This window comes from Paenisporosarcina sp. TG-14 (assembly GCF_000297555.1).
GTDB lineage: Bacteria > Bacillota > Bacilli > Bacillales_A > Planococcaceae > Paenisporosarcina > Paenisporosarcina antarctica.
In genome coordinates this window covers 85925-101727 of the sequence record NZ_AMGD01000040.1, presented here as the reverse complement: position 1 = coordinate 101727, position 15803 = coordinate 85925, and the positions used below count along the sequence as shown (strand labels likewise).

Below are 15803 nucleotides of genomic sequence, written 5' to 3'. Positions count from 1 at the left end.
CTTAGCTTACTGGCTGACGGTTGCGTAACACTTCATACATCAAGATGGCAGCTGCAACAGATGCATTTAATGACGTCACTTTCCCAACCATAGGCATGTGATAGAGGAAGTCGCATTTTTCTGTTAAGAGTCGACTCATCCCTTTCCCTTCACTTCCAATGATAATGGCAAGTGGTAATTTTGCATCCATACGACGATAATCAGCTGATCCTTTTGCATCTGTTCCCGCAATCCATAAGCCACGTTTTTTCAAGTCTTCAACGGTTTGCACTAAATTCCCAACACGTACAACCGGAATATGCTCAATCGCACCTGTAGATGTTTTAGCAACAACCGCCGTTAGTCCAACTGCACGGCGTTTTGGAATAATGACCCCATGAACACCTGTCGCATCCGCTGTTCGCAATATTGATCCTAGGTTATGAGGATCCTCTAATTCATCTAATATCAAAAAGAATGGATCTTCATTGCGTGCAGCTGCAAGTTCGAAAATCTCGTCAATTTCTGCATACCGGTAAGCAGCAACTGATGCTGCGATTCCCTGGTGAGTTGCTCCGTCTGTCAGTTGATCTATTTTATTTTTCGGCACAAACTGGACGATAATACCTGCTTCTTTTGCTAGTTGTAATATCTCATCAATCCCCGTTTTTTTAACGCCTTCCGCAATCCAAACTTTGTTCATATCACGACCAGAGCGAAGTGCTTCTAATACTGGGTTTTTTCCTGATAAAATTTCATTATTTAATTCAGTCACGATGTTGTTTCTCCTTTCGGTTCTTCAATAATAGTAATGGTTTTTTCAATGATTTCACGAACACGATCGAAGTCTCCCGACAAGTATAGACTACCAAGAACCGCTTCATATGCTGTGCTAAATTTATACGTTAGCACGTCTGTATTTTTGGGAGTGGAGCCAGACTTTGCATTACGCCCTCGTCTAAGCACCGCTTCCTCTTCTTCCGTCAAAAATTTTTCAGAAAGTAACACACGTACAACTGACGCTTGTGCTTTTGCAGATACATATTTGGTCGATTCTTTGTGTAATGTATTTGGTCTGACTCGCCCTGAACGAATTAAGTGTTCTCGAACCGCTTGTTCAAGAACCGCGTCGCCCATATACGCAAGTGCGAGTGCGTTTAATTGTTTTACATCTTCAACGCGCAGTGAATAGTCCTTGTTCATCCGCGTTTCCAACGTATACCTTGCGCCGTGTCTTCCAATATTATGTTCAGTTCTTTTAATTGATCTCGAATGGCATCTGCTCGGGCGAAGTCTTTGTCTTTTCTCGCTTGTATTCTTTCTTCAATCAGCACGTCAATTTCTGCGTCTAGAACTACTGATTTTACTTCTACTTCAATACCTAAAATAAACGCAAGTTCTTTTAATGTGTCCATGAATACTGAAAGTACGCTTGCTTCTGTATGTTTTTCGATTAAATATAGATTTGCTAAGCCTGCTAGTTCAAATAACGCAGCAATTCCGTTAGCTGTATTAAAATCATCGTCCATTGACGTTATAAACTGCTTACGAACTTCTTCGATTTTGTTTACCCATATATCTTTGTGGTCACCAAGTTCAGGTGATGTATCAAGTCGATGTGATAAATTTGCATACGACGTCCGAATACGCGCTAAACCATTTTCAGCATTTTCTACAAGCTCTTGTGAGAAATTAATCGGGTGACGGTATTGAACCGACAACATAAAGAATCGCAACACTTGTGGGTCAATTTGTTGACGAATGTCTTTCACTAACACAAAGTTACCTAACGACTTCGACATTTTTTCATTATCAATATTAATATAGCCATTATGCATCCAGTAACGAGCAAACTTCTTACCTGTATAGGCTTCTGACTGCGCAATTTCATTCTCATGATGAGGGAACGTTAAATCTTGGCCACCTGCATGAATGTCAATGGTGTCGCCTAGTAGTTCTCGAGCCATTACAGAACATTCGATATGCCAACCCGGACGCCCTTTGCCCCAAGGACTTTCCCAGGAAATCTCACCTGGTTTTGCATCTTTCCATAAAGCAAAATCAAGTGCATCGTCTTTCTTTTCTCCAGTTTCAATGCGCGCGCCAATCTTCAAATCATCTACAGATTGATGAGACAATTTGCCGTAGCCATCAAACTTTCGTGTACGGTAATAGACGTCGCCTTGCGATTCATACGCATAGCCTTTTTCAATTAGTACTCCTATAAATTCAATAATGTCATCCATATGTTCAGTTACGCGTGGATGTGAATCTGCTTTTTGGCAACCAAGTGCTCCTATATCTTCATGGTAAGCGGCGATAAAACGGTCAGTCAATTCAGATACTTCTTCACCAAGTTCGTTTGCAGTTCTAATTATTTTATCGTCGACGTCTGTGAAATTTGAAACAAAATTAACTTCATATCCACGGTACGTTAAATAACGACGCACGGTATCATAAACGATGACTGGTCTTGAATTCCCAATGTGAATGTAATTGTAAACGGTTGGTCCACACACATACATTTTTACCTTACCCTCTTCAAGCGGGATAAATGGTTCTTTTTGGCGAGTTAAAGTGTTGTAAATATGAATGCTCATTCTACGTTTCGCTCCTTTTTAATCTGTTGATTTAAATGCGCAACTTGGTCTTGCAAAATCGCGATTTTCTCTTCTAGCATATTACATTTATCGCCAACTGGATCCGGCATATCTTGGTGGTCCCAGTTTCGATTCACTTTTATTCCATCCTGTACAACGACCGTCCCCGGAATTCCTACAACGGTAGAATTAGGTGGTACATTTTTTAAAACAACCGAGCCACCGCCGACTTTGCTGTTCTCGCCTATAGTAATCGCCCCGAGTACTTTTGCTCCTGATGCAACTAACACATTATCGTGTAATGTAGGATGTCGTTTGCCTCGTTGTTTCCCGGTTCCTCCGAGTGTTACCCCTTGGAAAATCGTCACGTTATTTCCTATTTCACATGTTTCACCAATGACCACACCCATTCCGTGGTCAATAAAGAAGCGACGTCCAATCTTTGCACCTGGATGAATTTCAATTCCAGTGAAAAAACGACTGACTTGTGATACGAAGCGTGCAAGGAAAAAGAATTTCCGTTTAAAAAGTGCATGTGCAATTCTATGTGACCAAACTGCGTGTAAGCCTGAATACGTCAATACCACTTCAAGCGTACGTCTTGCTGCGGGATCTTGCTCAAAAACAACTGCTATATCTTCTTTCATTCGACCGAACATCATCAGTCCTCCTATAGTTTAATATAACTAACTTCTACTACTTACTTTGTTTATTGTTGATATTTCGCCTGTGAAATATTTATCGCTCAAACTGACGATTTATCACTCAAACACCTCTCACACTCTAGTTAACATGTTGAGTTGACATTCTTTCAAGCATTTACGGCATAGCTGTGCATTTAGGGTTCAATCTTATTTTCTTGCACAAAATAAAAAGCGCCCCTGTCAGTAACTGACAGAGACGCTATAATGGCGCGGTTCCACTCTGATTGGAAGGGTATGTTGCGAACCTTCCCACTTGGCGTCTATAACGTGACGATACGGCTCGCTTACTACTTGGTTCAGCTGAGCGCTCAGAGGTGCATTTCCATAGTGCTTTTGCTCAGACCACTTTCAGCCAGTGGTGGTCCTCTCTAAAGAGCGCGCCTTATGTACTTCTCCTCATCAAAGCTTTTGAATGTCTTGTATATGCTTGATCAAATGATAGATTAATTCTTACACCATCATGTTTGAAAGTCAAACTTATTGTTTCGTGTATTTCTCAACACGTGCAATTACTTTTGCTTTACCAATCAACGCAATGGCGTTCGGTAAATCTGGACCATGTGTTTGACCAGTTGCTACAACACGAATTGGCATGAACAAGTTTTTGCCTTTATGTCCTGTTTCTTTTTGAACGGCTTTAATTGCTGCTTTAATTAGATCAGGTTCAAACGCTTCTAATTGTTCTAATTGTGTTTTGAATGATGCCATGACTTCCGGAACTTGCTCACCAGCTAAAATAGCAGACGCTTCCTCATCATATGTCAGTTCTTCTTTAAAGAATAGGTCAGTTAGCTCAGTAATTTCAGCACCGAAACTCATTTGCTCATGGTAAAGGGCGATAACGCCAGTAGCCCATTGCTTTTCTTCTGCAGTCAACGTTGCTGGTAAACGACCTGCTTTTTGTAGATGAGGCAATGCAAGATCAACCACTTCTTCAAGTGAAAGTTGCTTCACATATTGGTTATTCGTCCACATTAACTTCTGCTTATCAAACATCGATGGCGATTTAGATAACCGGTTTACATCATACAGACGAATAAGATCTTCTTTCGAGAAAATCTCATCTTCCCCTTCAGGAGACCACCCAAGAAGTGCAAAGAAATTGAACATTGCTTCAGGAATGTATCCTAAATCTTTATATTGCGCAACGAATTGAATAATGGACTCATCACGTTTTGATAGTTTTTTACGGTCTTCATTAATGATTAACGTCATATGACCATAGTGAGGTGCTTCCCAACCAAATGCTTGGAATACCATTATTTGTTTTGGTGTATTTGATAAATGTTCTTCTCCACGGAAAACATGTGAGATCTTCATGAAATGGTCATCTAATACAACCGCGTAGTTGTACGTTGGAATACCACTTGCTTTTACAAGCACCCAATCACCCACGTCTTTTGATTCAAATGTTACCGAACCACGAACTAAATCTTTAAATGTATACGTCACGTCAGACGGAACGCGCATACGAATTGTATACGAAAGTCCTGCAGCTTCTTTTTCAGCAACTTCTTCTTTAGTTAAATTACGGCACGCGCCATTGTACATCGGCGCAGCGATACCTTTAGCTTTTTGTGCATCTTTAACCACTTCCAACTCTTCAGTTGTACAGAAACATTTATATGCATGGCCATTTTCAAGCATTTCTTGTGCATGTTTTTTGTATATATCAAGACGCTCCATTTGACGGTATGGTGCATATGGTCCGCCGATATCAACCGACTCATCATAGTCAATGCCTAGCCATTTCAAATTCTCAAGTTGCGATAGTTCGCCACCTTCAATATTACGTTCAATGTCCGTATCTTCAATACGCACGATAAATTTGCCGCCGTGATGGCGTGCATATAAATAGTTAAATAATGCGGTGCGTGCTCCGCCAATATGTAAATTTCCTGTTGGACTTGGTGCGTAGCGTACGCGAACTTCTTGTGTCATATGTGGTTCCTCCTCGAATATGTGCTAAACTTTGTCCAGTTTAACACAGGTCATTGCTATTTTTGAATGAGTAAAATTGTCGCTTGGGCCGCAATGCCTTCTCCACGCCCTGTAAATCCGAGTTTTTCAGTCGTTGTTGCTTTAACATTTACTTGAGACGGTTCAGCATGTAATAGCTGTGCAATACGGTCACGCATTTGACTAATGTAGGGTGCCATTTTTGGTGCTTGGGCAATAATCGTGCAATCAACATTGCCTAATTTGTAGCCTTTTTCTTCAACGATGTTCCAAATGTACGCGAGTAGCTTCGCTGAATCAGCATCTTTAAATTCAGGGTCTGTATCTGGAAAATGGCGACCAATATCACCTTCACCAATTGCACCCAGAGCAGCATCCGTCACGGTATGTAATAAAACATCGGCATCTGAATGACCGATTAAACCTTTTTCATATGGAATCGTAACGCCACCAATAATAAGTGGACGATCCTCTGCAAATTCATGTACATCAAACCCTTGTCCAACTCGAAACATTTAGTTTTCCTCCTGCTGTCTTTTTTGTAAGATGGCCTCACCAATTAGTAAATCCTCTTGTGTCGTCATTTTCACATTGTCATACGTACTTTCCACTACATGCACCGCAATGTTCAGTCGCTCGACAAGCATAGATTCATCGGTACCAAGGAAACCATCTCGCGCCGCTTGTTGCTGCGCTTTTATCAATATGCTAGCACGGAATGCTTGTGGTGTTTGGATCATCCATAATTGTTCACGGTCTATCGTTTCTTCGATAATGTGATTACGCACTCGTTTCATGGTATCTTTCGCTTTCACACCCGCTATGGCTGCACCGGTTTCATATGCTCTAAGTGTTAACTTAGTAATAACAGATGGTTCTATGAAAGGCCTTGCTGCATCGTGGACGAGTATTAATCCCGTCGTAGCATCAGCTGCTAGCACGCAGGCATACACACTATGCTGACGTTCATCGCCACCTGCAGGCATACCTTTTACTTTCGTAATGTGATAGTTCTGCAACATGTTCTGAATGATTGTGCGCTCTTCAGGTTTTACTGCGAGCCAAATGGCCATGCAATTAGGATCTTGTTCAAAGACATCGAGCGTATGAATTAAAATTGGTTTACCACGTAATGTTAGGAATAATTTATTATGCCCAGCCTTCATTCGCTTGCCGCTACCTGCAGCTGGTAATACAACGATATACTTCATTTAGGTATTCGCCTCTTTCGTTATTGAAAAGAAGACTGCCTCAACTGTCATACATTGATGACAGAAATGGCAGCCTCTATTCATTTACTTCCTTTTTGCAAAGATCATACGTCCTGCAGATGTCTGAAGAACACTTGTAACAACGACATCAATGGCTTGTCCAATATTGGCTCTGCCATCCTCTACGACAATCATCGTGCCATCATCTAAGTAGGCGACGCCCTGATTTTGTTCTTTGCCATCTTTAATGACTACAATATGCATATTTTCTCCCGGAATGACGATTGGCTTCACCGCATTCGCAAGATCGTTAATATTTAACACAGGTACTTGATGTAACGCACACACCTTATTTAAGTTAAAATCATTCGTTACAACCACGCCGCCCATCTTCTTGGCAAGGCGCATTAGTTTTAAATCCACTTCTTGAACTTCATCAAAATCTTCTTCCGTAATCAATAAAGCTGAAGCGCGTTCCGTTTGAAGTCGCTTTAATATATCAAGACCACGGCGCCCACGCGTACGTTTTAACGTATCAGAGGAATCGGCGATATGTTGCAATTCAGTCAAGACAAACTGAGGAACGACAAGCACGCCTTCAATAAATCCCGTTGCCGAAATATCCGAAATCCGGCCATCAATAATAACACTTGTATCTAGTAATTTATAAGATGATTGTTGAAGCTCTTGAGGATTATTATCGTCTTGTTTCTTCTTATCTACAATAGCTCTGCTCGCAGTAAACATTTGTGAAATCTCATCACGCTTTTTAAAGCCGACTTGAAAACCAAGATAACCTAAAATAATCGTTAATAATACGGGTAAAATAGAATTAATTACCGGTAGTTGAATCGAATCTACAGCAAAACTCAGGAGAAATGCGACACTGAGCCCAATAATCAGACCGAGTGTGCCAAACATTAAATCACCGATCGGCGCATTCAGTAATCGATCTTCCATCCATTTTAAAAACTCAATAAGGTAATCAGTCATCAACATTGCAAGGACAAACAAAAGAACGGCCCCTATTAAAACAGACACATAGGGATTGTTCAACCACGGGTTAGAGGATAAATTAATAAGTTCGTATAATTGCGGTAATAAAAGTAACCCGAGCGTTCCACCAATCAAGATAAATGTAATTCGAATAACCCACTTTAACACAAGCCCACCTCCTTTTTTTAATTATACATCTTTTCACTTATGAACACCTTTTTGACGTGGTCTAATATGGAAAAACTTTTGCAATAAGTGTGATGACATGCCTTTTTAGACACAATGCCCTTAATGGGTTTCTTAATATAAATAGAGGAAAAACTTTCCCACTCACGATTACGTGTTTGGGAAAGCTATTTTTAATGCATCGCTTACGTTTTCGACACCGACTACCTGAATACCTTCTGGATAGTCCCATCCACCTAGGTTGGATGCAGGAACAATTGCACGTTTGAAACCAAGTTTCGCTGCTTCTTGCACGCGTTGTTCAACTCGTGACACGCGACGTACTTCGCCCGTTAATCCCACTTCACCCATAAAACAGTCATAGGCGCTTACTGCTAGATCTTTGTAACTTGAAACAATTGTCGTTAATACAGCCAAATCAATGGCTGGCTCGTCTAACTTTACTCCACCTGCAACTTTGATGTAGGCATCTTGCGTTTGCAACAATAGGCCAACTCGCTTCTCCAATACAGCCATTAACAGTTGGACACGATTTTGATCAATACCACTTGCCATCCGTTTTGGGTAGTTAAAACTAGTCGGAGTGATTAATGCCTGAATTTCGACCAGTATCGGTCGGGTGCCTTCCATCGAAGCTACAACAGTGGACCCTGCTGCTCCTTGTGAACGTTCCTGCAAAAACAACTCAGAAGGATTTAGCACTTCTTTTAAGCCACCTTGTAACATTTCAAATATAGCAATTTCATTTGTTGAGCCAAAACGGTTTTTCTGTGAACGTAAAATTCGGTATGTATGGTGACGTTCACCTTCGAAGTAAAGGACTGTATCAACCATATGTTCAAGTATTCTCGGCCCTGCAATTTGACCTTCTTTTGTTACGTGTCCTACTAAGAAAATAGCAATATTTTTCGTTTTAGCGATGCGCATTAACTCCGCTGTACATTCACGCACCTGAGTAACGCTACCAGGGGCAGAAGTGACATCTGGATGATGCACCGTTTGGATAGAATCGATAACGACAAACTTCGGTTCAACTTGATCAATTGCTTCGTTTACCAATTCCAAGTTAGTTTCGGCATATATATATAATTCAGAAGAGTCAACACCTAGTCGCTCTGCACGGAGTTTCGTTTGGCGAATAGACTCCTCCCCAGACATGTACAACACGCGCTGCCCTTTATTGGCAAGTAACGCGGAAACTTGAAGCAATAACGTGGATTTTCCAATACCTGGATCTCCACCAATTAATATTAGTGAACCTGGCACGATGCCTCCACCGAGTACACGATCAAACTCAGAAAGATCAATTTTCACACGTGGTTCGTCATCTGTTTCTATCGCTGTAATAGGCAAAGCTTTTTGTGAACTATTTTCAGAATGTTGGAAAGTCCGGCGAGGTCCTTTTACGACTACCTCTACCTCTTCCACCATCGTATTCCACTCGCTACAGCCAGGGCATCGCCCCATCCATTTCGCAGATTCATAGCCACATGAGTTACACATAAATTTCGTTTTACGTTTAGCCATAGTTCCTCCTATGTAGAAAAAAGGGCATCCCGAACAGTCTCGCCGGAATGCCCAAATTGTATTATTCTGCTACTGTTACTGCCTCTGCCTCTTTTGAACGAATAAAGAATTCATTATCTTTTACATCAAAAACTACTTTGTATCCAGTTAAAACTGTGCCTTTTAAGAGTTCTTCTGACAAGCGATCTTCTACATGCTTTTGAAGTGCGCGACGAAGTGGACGTGCTCCGTACTCTGGATCGTAGCCTTCAACAGCTATTTTATCTTGTGCTGCTTCAGTTAACTCTAGCTCGATTTCTTGTTCTTTTAAGCGTGTTGTCAATTGACCTGTCATCAATGTCACAATTTCTTTTAAGTGCTCTTTTTCTAGTGCATGGAACACTATCATTTCATCTACACGGTTTAAGAACTCTGGACGGAATGCTTTTTTCAATTCTTCAAGCATTCTGCCCTTCATGTCTTTATATTTTTGCTCGCCGTCTTGCAAGTTGAAGCCGACGTATTTGTTTTTTCTCAAAGCTTCCGCCCCAACGTTAGAGGTCATGATGACAATGGTATTACGGAAGTCGACTGTTCGCCCTTTTGAATCAGTTAAGCGTCCATCTTCTAATACTTGTAATAAAATATTGAAGACATCTGGATGTGCCTTCTCAATTTCATCTAACAAAATAACAGAGTATGGTTTACGACGAACTTTCTCCGTCAACTGACCGCCTTCTTCATGACCTACATAGCCAGGAGGTGAACCGACAAGACGTGAAGTCGAGTGTCTCTCCATGTATTCGGACATGTCGACACGAATCATTGCTTCTTCATCACCGAACATGCTTTCAGCTAAGGCACGAGCAAGTTCTGTTTTACCAACACCTGTTGGTCCTAAGAAAATGAATGAACCGATTGGGCGTTTTGGATCTTTTAATCCAGCACGTGCACGACGAACTGCGCGAGAAATGGCAGTGACTGCTTCATTTTGACCAATTACACGTTTGTGTAATGTACTTTCTAAATCTAATAATTTCGCAGACTCTGTTTGTGCCAGTTTCGAAACTGGAATTCCCGTCCACATGGATACAACGGCTGCGATATCTTCTACTGTTACTTCAGACTCTGCTTTGCCTTGTTCTTCTTTCCATGTTTTCTTCGTACTTTCAAGCTCTTCTTTCAGCTTTTGTTCCGTATCACGGAAGGAAGCTGCTTTTTCAAACTCTTGACTTTGTACCGCTGCATTTTTCTCCGAACGAATCGCTTCTAAACGCAGTTCTAATTCTTTCAAATTTGGTGGTGTTGTATACGAACGTAAACGAACTTTTGAACCCGCTTCGTCAATTAAGTCAATTGCTTTATCTGGTAAGAAACGATCAGAAATGTAACGGTCCGACATTTTGGCTGCTGCAACAATTGCTTCATCCGTAATTTTCACACGGTGATGTGCTTCGTAACGATCACGCAGACCTTGAATGATTTGAATGGACTCTTCAACTGATGGCTCTTCTACACGTATTGGTTGGAAGCGACGTTCTAAAGCGGCATCTTTTTCAATGTATTTACGATACTCATCAAGCGTCGTTGCACCAATACACTGAAGTTCTCCACGGGCAAGTGATGGTTTCAAGATATTCGAAGCATCAATTGCTCCTTCAGCACCACCAGCACCAATTAACGTATGAAGCTCGTCAATGAAAAGAATAATATTTCCTGCTTGGCGAATTTCATCCATCACTTTCTTCAAGCGATCCTCAAACTCACCACGGTATTTCGTACCCGCTACAACCGTACCCATATCTAATGTCATAACGCGTCGATCTCTTAAAATTTCAGGTACTTCATTTGAAATAATTTGTTGCGCTAAACCTTCAGCAATTGCCGTTTTACCAACACCTGGTTCTCCAATAAGAACAGGATTGTTTTTCGTACGACGAGATAACACTTCAATAACACGCGTGATTTCTTTGCTTCGTCCAATGACTGGATCCAAGCTACCTTCACGTGCAATTTGAGTTAAATCACGTGCCAAGCTATCAAGCGTTGGTGTATTCGCTGCAGGATTGGCCCCACCACTTGCTTGAACATGGTCGTTACTTCCTAACAGTTGCAATACTTGTTGACGTGCTTTGTTTAAGCTAACTCCTGAATTGTTTAGGACACGAGCTGCCACACCTTCACCTTCGCGAATTAATGCTAACAACAAATGCTCTGTGCCGATGTATGAATGTCCCAGTTTACGTGATTCGTCTACTGATAATTCAATAACTTTCTTAGCACGCGGTGTGTAGTGAACGATTGGACCTACGTCCCCAGTTCCCATTCCCACAAGCTCTTCAATGTTTTCTTCAATCATTTTAGTGCTTACTTCGATTGCTTCCATTGCTTTTGCAGCAATCCCGCCACCTTCACGGATTAAACCTAATAATATATGTTCAGTTCCAATGGACTCGTGTTTCATACGGATGGCTTCTTCTTGAGCTAATTGGAGCACTTTTTGTGCGCGTTGTGTAAATCGATTAAACATCATGAATTTCCTCTCCTTCATCGTCTATATTATTATTTACTTGCAACCGTTCTCTAAACAACTTTGCTCGAAATATATCACGTTCTTCAAGTTGCAAGGGAACCCCTGCATACTTTTGCAAAAAACCTGGTTGCATAAACATCATGCATTCATTCAAAATTGCAACTTTGACTCCTTTAATCAAGCCAAGATCAATGCCAAGACGCACATCAGATAAACAACGTCCTGCTTCTTCTGTCGTTAAAAGTCGTGCATACGTTAACACGCCAAGTGACCGGTACAAGCGATCTTCCAATACATTCGGTCTGGTATGTATTAAAGCCGCCCTTGCTTCACGTTCTTTTTTAATTATTTGTTCAGTAACACTTTGCAGATCAGTTAAAATATCTTCCTCTGATTTCCCAAGTGTCGTTTGGTTGGACATTTGATATATATTACCAAGAGCTTCGCTACCTTCTCCGTATATCCCACGCACGACCATACCTAGTCGTGTAATAGCTGTTACAATGCGATTCATTTGATTGGTCATCGTCAGCGCTGGTAAATGCATCATGACTGATGCACGTAGGCCAGTTCCCGTATTTGTTGGGCAACTCGTTAAATAGCCAAACTCTTCATCAAATGCATACGGCAATTGTTTTTCAAGGATGTCATCAATTTTATCCGCTTGACGCCATGCTTCGTGAAACTGTAGTCCTGGGTATATACATTGTATGCGAATATGATCTTCTTCATTGATCATTACACTCACTGATTCATCATTTGATAATAAAACGGAACCCACTATTTCCGAATTAGCAAGCTTAGGGCTAATTAAATGCTTTTCCACCAAAACTTGTCGGTTCAGCGTAGATACCTCTTTTATATCTATATACGAAAAGGTCGACTCAAGTTCCGCTTCTGCATCAAGTAAAACCGAAGAAATTGCTTGATCTACTTGTAACGCTTCATTTTCTGTAAAAGAAAGTGGAAAACGGAACCCCGTTAAATTTCGAGCGAGTCGGATTCGCGTACTCATTACAATATCTGAATGCTCGCCCTCCCCAGCCATCCAACTCGTCGCGGAGTTATTTAGAAAACGTTCAATTGTCATCGCGGTTTTCACCTCCGCTTTGTAGCTGTTCCTCTAAAGCACGTGCTTCGTCTCGAAGTAGTGCGGCCTCTTCAAAATTTTCAATCTCTATTGCCGTTCGCATCAATGTGCGCACAGACTCAATTTGCCTTTTTAATTTAAGGGTTTGACCAAATGTACTTGGCGCTTTCCCAACATGTTTGACGTTTCCATTATGCAATTTCTTAAAAACTTCTGGCAATTGTTCGTGAAAACTCTCATAACAATGTGCACAACCAAACTTCCCTTGTTTTAAAAACTGCCGGAAAGTCCATTCACACGAACTACAGCTAGTTGCTTCAGTTTGCTGCTTTTGCTGTAGCTGTTGGTTTTCTGGAATACCGAACCAATTTGATAATAATTGATGTAGTGAAAGTGGATCTTGTAAATCTAAGTGAAACGGATGGAAATCCTGTGCACATACATCACAATAATGACGTTGCACTTGTTCCCCATTAAGTATCTGCGTGACGGTTACTTTCGTCGGTCGCTGTTTACAATTTTCACATATCATCTGCGCTAGCCTCACTTTAACTGTTCATACTTGAGTGTTAAGAGCATCGCTTGCATGATGCGCGAACGCACTTCATCACGATGCGGCAAAGGTAATTTGAGCGTTGTCCGATCAAGCGCGGCGAGTATCATCTTCGCTTCACGCCTGGTCACTACATCCTCATCGATTAAACGGAACACAATGTCTTCCGTCATTGTTTGAGACGCTCCAAGCTCTAAACTCACTAAAATTGTTTCAATTAACTCCGCTTTCGTGTGTGCACGTACGCGAACAATCCGAATATAGCCTCCGCCCCCCCGCTTACTTTCAACAAGGTAGCCTCGGTCTGCAGTAAAACGTGTGTTAATTACATAATTTATTTGCGAAGGCACGCATTGAAATTGTTCAGCAATTTCGCTTCGTTTAATCTCAATATGCCCCTTACCATCTAATTCGATAACTTTCTTTAAATATCCTTCAATAATATCCGAAATATTCCGCATACAATCACCTCCTAAAAGATTAGATCTGAGTGCGAGTCACGATTAATACCTACAGCCAACTTAAGAAAACCCTGACTTTGACTATCTTTGACTTTATTATATAAGGGGGGATAAGAGTGTGCAATTTATATGCTTTTCCAAGTGAAAATGTTTGAAATGATCCTAGTTAATAAGGGGATTTCTATAAAACTTAAAAAACCATATGAATTCTTCACTAACAGAAAAAAGCCATGGAGTGATTAGCGACCATTTAGGTTCGTTTTGTTTCCGCTACGCTCCTGTTGAAAGAAGAAATCACCAAGGAGTGTTTCATCAGCAAGTCGACTTGGCTAGTGAGGCGGTTTTTGATGGTCTCTTTCGATGGTGAAATATTTATCGGCCACTTTGGGGTGTTTATCGGCCAAACTAGGGGTTTTATCGGCCAAAATTGACGATTTATCGGTCAATGACGTCTCATGGCCTAGTTAACTTGGTATAACAACTTCTGATAAAGTGAGCGTTTCGTTATGTAACCTTATCCCACAGTAAACAGCCATGGAGCGATTAGCGGAATGGTAACCATTCAAGGGTTTCCACTCTGTTTCGCAGAAGAATTAAATGGTTTTGGTTCCGCTACGCTCCTATTGAAAGAAGAAATCGCCAAAGAGTGTTTCACCAGCAAGTCGACTTGGTTAGTGAGACGGTTTTTGATGGTCTCTTTCGATGGTGAAAAGTTTATCGGCCAAACTAGGGGGTTTATCGACCATATTCGAGATTTATCGGCCAATTATGTCTCGCCGCCTAGTTAACTTGTTGAAACAATTCCTGATAAATTAAAGATTTTGTTACGAAATCGTCTCCCTCAGAAAACAGCCATGTAACGATTAGCGAAATGGGAACCATTTAGTTTTCCACGCTGTTTTGCAGAAGGATTGAATAGTTTTGGTTCCGCTACGCTCCCGTTGAAAGAAGAAATCGCCTAGTTTTTTTTATTAGGTAGTTAACTAAATGGGATGAGTTTTATGGATTAGCCACTTTCTGTTTTTATTACCCCCTATTCTTTCTGAATTACTTGCTCTTAACATTCTTTTCGTTGTGGTTTCCGAATTCATCCCTGTAAATTTCATCCATTCGCTGGTCGTTAGTTCCTCACTAAAAAGAATGCTATATTCTTGAAGTGTTGTTAAATGTGATTTTTCACTTTTATATTGGCATATAGAACAACGCCAATATTTGTTTTTATAATTCAGTTTCGTCATGACACAATCGGGACATAGGACCCCCATTGTAAGATCAGAAAAAACCGTAGTTGGGATATGGGAAGGTTTATTGGGTGTGAGCACTGGCTCGTTGAGAACAAAAAGTTGATGTGCTTTGCGATGATCAAATTGGGGGGAGTGTTGATCCGCATATGATTGATGTAACTTTTCTAATGCTCGATATAATCCTGATACATGTATAGCTACACTATTGGGAAATGGCTTTTCTAATATGGAGGAAGGGTTTGAAAAAACAATTATGCCATGAACTGGTATTGACATAGAATGCCGCTTTAATAAAGTTTTGACGAATCTCTCGCTACGTCGCAGCTGATTTTCTGGATCACCCATACTTTCAAGCGGGTCATTTTCCTTGCGTCGAGTTAATTGATGCGTTTCCTCATCGTATGATAATAGGCCAGGAATATTTTTCACTTCAATAATTAAAATGAATTTTGAATAGATAACTAGTGAATCAATTTGACAATAAGATGATTCGTTCCCTACTAATAAATTTTTCATTACGATGTACGAATCGAAAAACTTGCCTTCACTCAACTCACGATCAACCCGGAGTTCACCAGCATATCCTCCACCTTCTTTTCTTAACATTTTCTGAACAGTGGTCCAGAATGGATGGACTTTTGACAACCGTCTATCAAGCGCTTCATAGAATAAATATTTGTCCGATTTATTTCTATTATTGTTCAAACGAAACCTCCACTAAGTGACATATTTTCACTTTAATAGACTCGCTCACTTTAATCAAGAATATTCTGTTATTAGT

General features: G+C 40.8%; 15 protein-coding genes and 1 other annotated feature. Of the genes, 1 reads left to right on the top strand and 14 read right to left on the bottom strand.

The annotated features are described in order from the left end of the window. Position 1: 1 nt before the first annotated feature. The 13 genes from rlmB to C406_RS0112595 all read right to left on the bottom strand — a co-directional run bounded on the left by rlmB (position 2) and on the right by C406_RS0112595 (position 13778). Positions 2-754 carry a 23S rRNA (guanosine(2251)-2'-O)-methyltransferase RlmB gene (gene rlmB / locus C406_RS0112655; RefSeq protein WP_017381005.1) on the bottom strand — a complete coding sequence of 251 codons (753 nt, stop codon included), beginning with the start codon at positions 752-754 and terminating at the stop codon, positions 2-4. Continuing rightward, on the bottom strand, positions 751-1182 hold the full coding sequence (locus C406_RS0112650; RefSeq protein WP_017381004.1) for a Mini-ribonuclease 3: 432 nt from the start codon (positions 1180-1182) through the stop codon (positions 751-753). The genes rlmB and C406_RS0112650 overlap by 4 nt, the downstream gene beginning before the upstream one ends. Next, positions 1179-2579 carry a cysteine--tRNA ligase gene (cysS, locus tag C406_RS0112645; protein ID WP_017381003.1) on the bottom strand — a complete coding sequence of 467 codons (1401 nt, stop codon included), beginning with the start codon at positions 2577-2579 and terminating at the stop codon, positions 1179-1181. The genes C406_RS0112650 and cysS overlap by 4 nt, the downstream gene beginning before the upstream one ends. Then, complete coding sequence (gene cysE, locus C406_RS0112640; RefSeq protein ID WP_017381002.1) at positions 2576-3238, bottom strand: serine O-acetyltransferase; 663 nt, start codon at positions 3236-3238, stop codon at positions 2576-2578. Before cysE ends, cysS begins: the two co-directional genes overlap by 4 nt. A gap of 234 nt (positions 3239-3472) precedes the next feature. Next, positions 3473-3695: a binding site (T-box leader), on the bottom strand. Positions 3696-3760: 65 nt separating this feature from the next. Continuing rightward, positions 3761-5224, bottom strand: a complete 1464-nt coding sequence (gene gltX, locus C406_RS0112635; RefSeq protein WP_017381001.1) for a glutamate--tRNA ligase — start codon at positions 5222-5224, stop codon at positions 3761-3763. A gap of 56 nt (positions 5225-5280) precedes the next feature. Further along, entirely contained in the window at positions 5281-5757 is a 477-nt protein-coding gene (ispF, locus tag C406_RS0112630; protein WP_017381000.1) for a 2-C-methyl-D-erythritol 2,4-cyclodiphosphate synthase, read from the bottom strand. Next, positions 5758-6453 (bottom strand): 2-C-methyl-D-erythritol 4-phosphate cytidylyltransferase, encoded by a 696-nt coding sequence (ispD, locus tag C406_RS0112625; protein ID WP_017380999.1) that lies wholly within the window; start codon positions 6451-6453, stop codon positions 5758-5760. It lies immediately after the preceding gene. 84 nt (positions 6454-6537) lie between these two features. After that, entirely contained in the window at positions 6538-7617 is a 1080-nt protein-coding gene (locus C406_RS0112620) for a PIN/TRAM domain-containing protein (protein ID WP_017380998.1), read from the bottom strand. A 168-nt stretch (positions 7618-7785) separates the two neighbouring features. Beyond that, positions 7786-9162, bottom strand: a complete 1377-nt coding sequence (gene radA / locus C406_RS0112615; protein WP_017380997.1) for a DNA repair protein RadA — start codon at positions 9160-9162, stop codon at positions 7786-7788. A 61-nt stretch (positions 9163-9223) separates the two neighbouring features. Continuing rightward, positions 9224-11674 carry an ATP-dependent Clp protease ATP-binding subunit gene (locus C406_RS0112610; RefSeq protein ID WP_017380996.1) on the bottom strand — a complete coding sequence of 817 codons (2451 nt, stop codon included), beginning with the start codon at positions 11672-11674 and terminating at the stop codon, positions 9224-9226. Further along, positions 11664-12764, bottom strand: a complete 1101-nt coding sequence (locus C406_RS0112605; RefSeq protein ID WP_017380995.1) for a protein arginine kinase — start codon at positions 12762-12764, stop codon at positions 11664-11666. The genes C406_RS0112610 and C406_RS0112605 overlap by 11 nt, the downstream gene beginning before the upstream one ends. After that, positions 12754-13296, bottom strand: coding sequence for a UvrB/UvrC motif-containing protein (locus tag C406_RS0112600; RefSeq protein WP_017380994.1), 543 nt, complete (start codon positions 13294-13296; stop codon positions 12754-12756). The genes C406_RS0112605 and C406_RS0112600 overlap by 11 nt, the downstream gene beginning before the upstream one ends. A gap of 11 nt (positions 13297-13307) precedes the next feature. Continuing rightward, the gene (locus tag C406_RS0112595; protein WP_017380993.1) at positions 13308-13778 is read right to left on the bottom strand and encodes a CtsR family transcriptional regulator; all 471 of its coding nucleotides are present in this window, start codon (positions 13776-13778) and stop codon (positions 13308-13310) included. 551 nt (positions 13779-14329) lie between these two features. Between C406_RS0112595 and C406_RS0112585 the strand changes: the two genes are divergently transcribed. After that, on the top strand, positions 14330-14566 hold the full coding sequence (locus C406_RS0112585) for a hypothetical protein (RefSeq protein WP_017380991.1): 237 nt from the start codon (positions 14330-14332) through the stop codon (positions 14564-14566). Positions 14567-14761: 195 nt separating this feature from the next. Here C406_RS0112585 and C406_RS0112580 read toward each other — a convergent pair whose 3' ends face one another. After that, positions 14762-15727: a nuclease-related domain-containing protein gene (locus C406_RS0112580; protein ID WP_017380990.1), complete on the bottom strand. Its 966-nt coding sequence runs from the start codon at positions 15725-15727 to the stop codon at positions 14762-14764. Positions 15728-15803 lie beyond the last annotated feature (76 nt).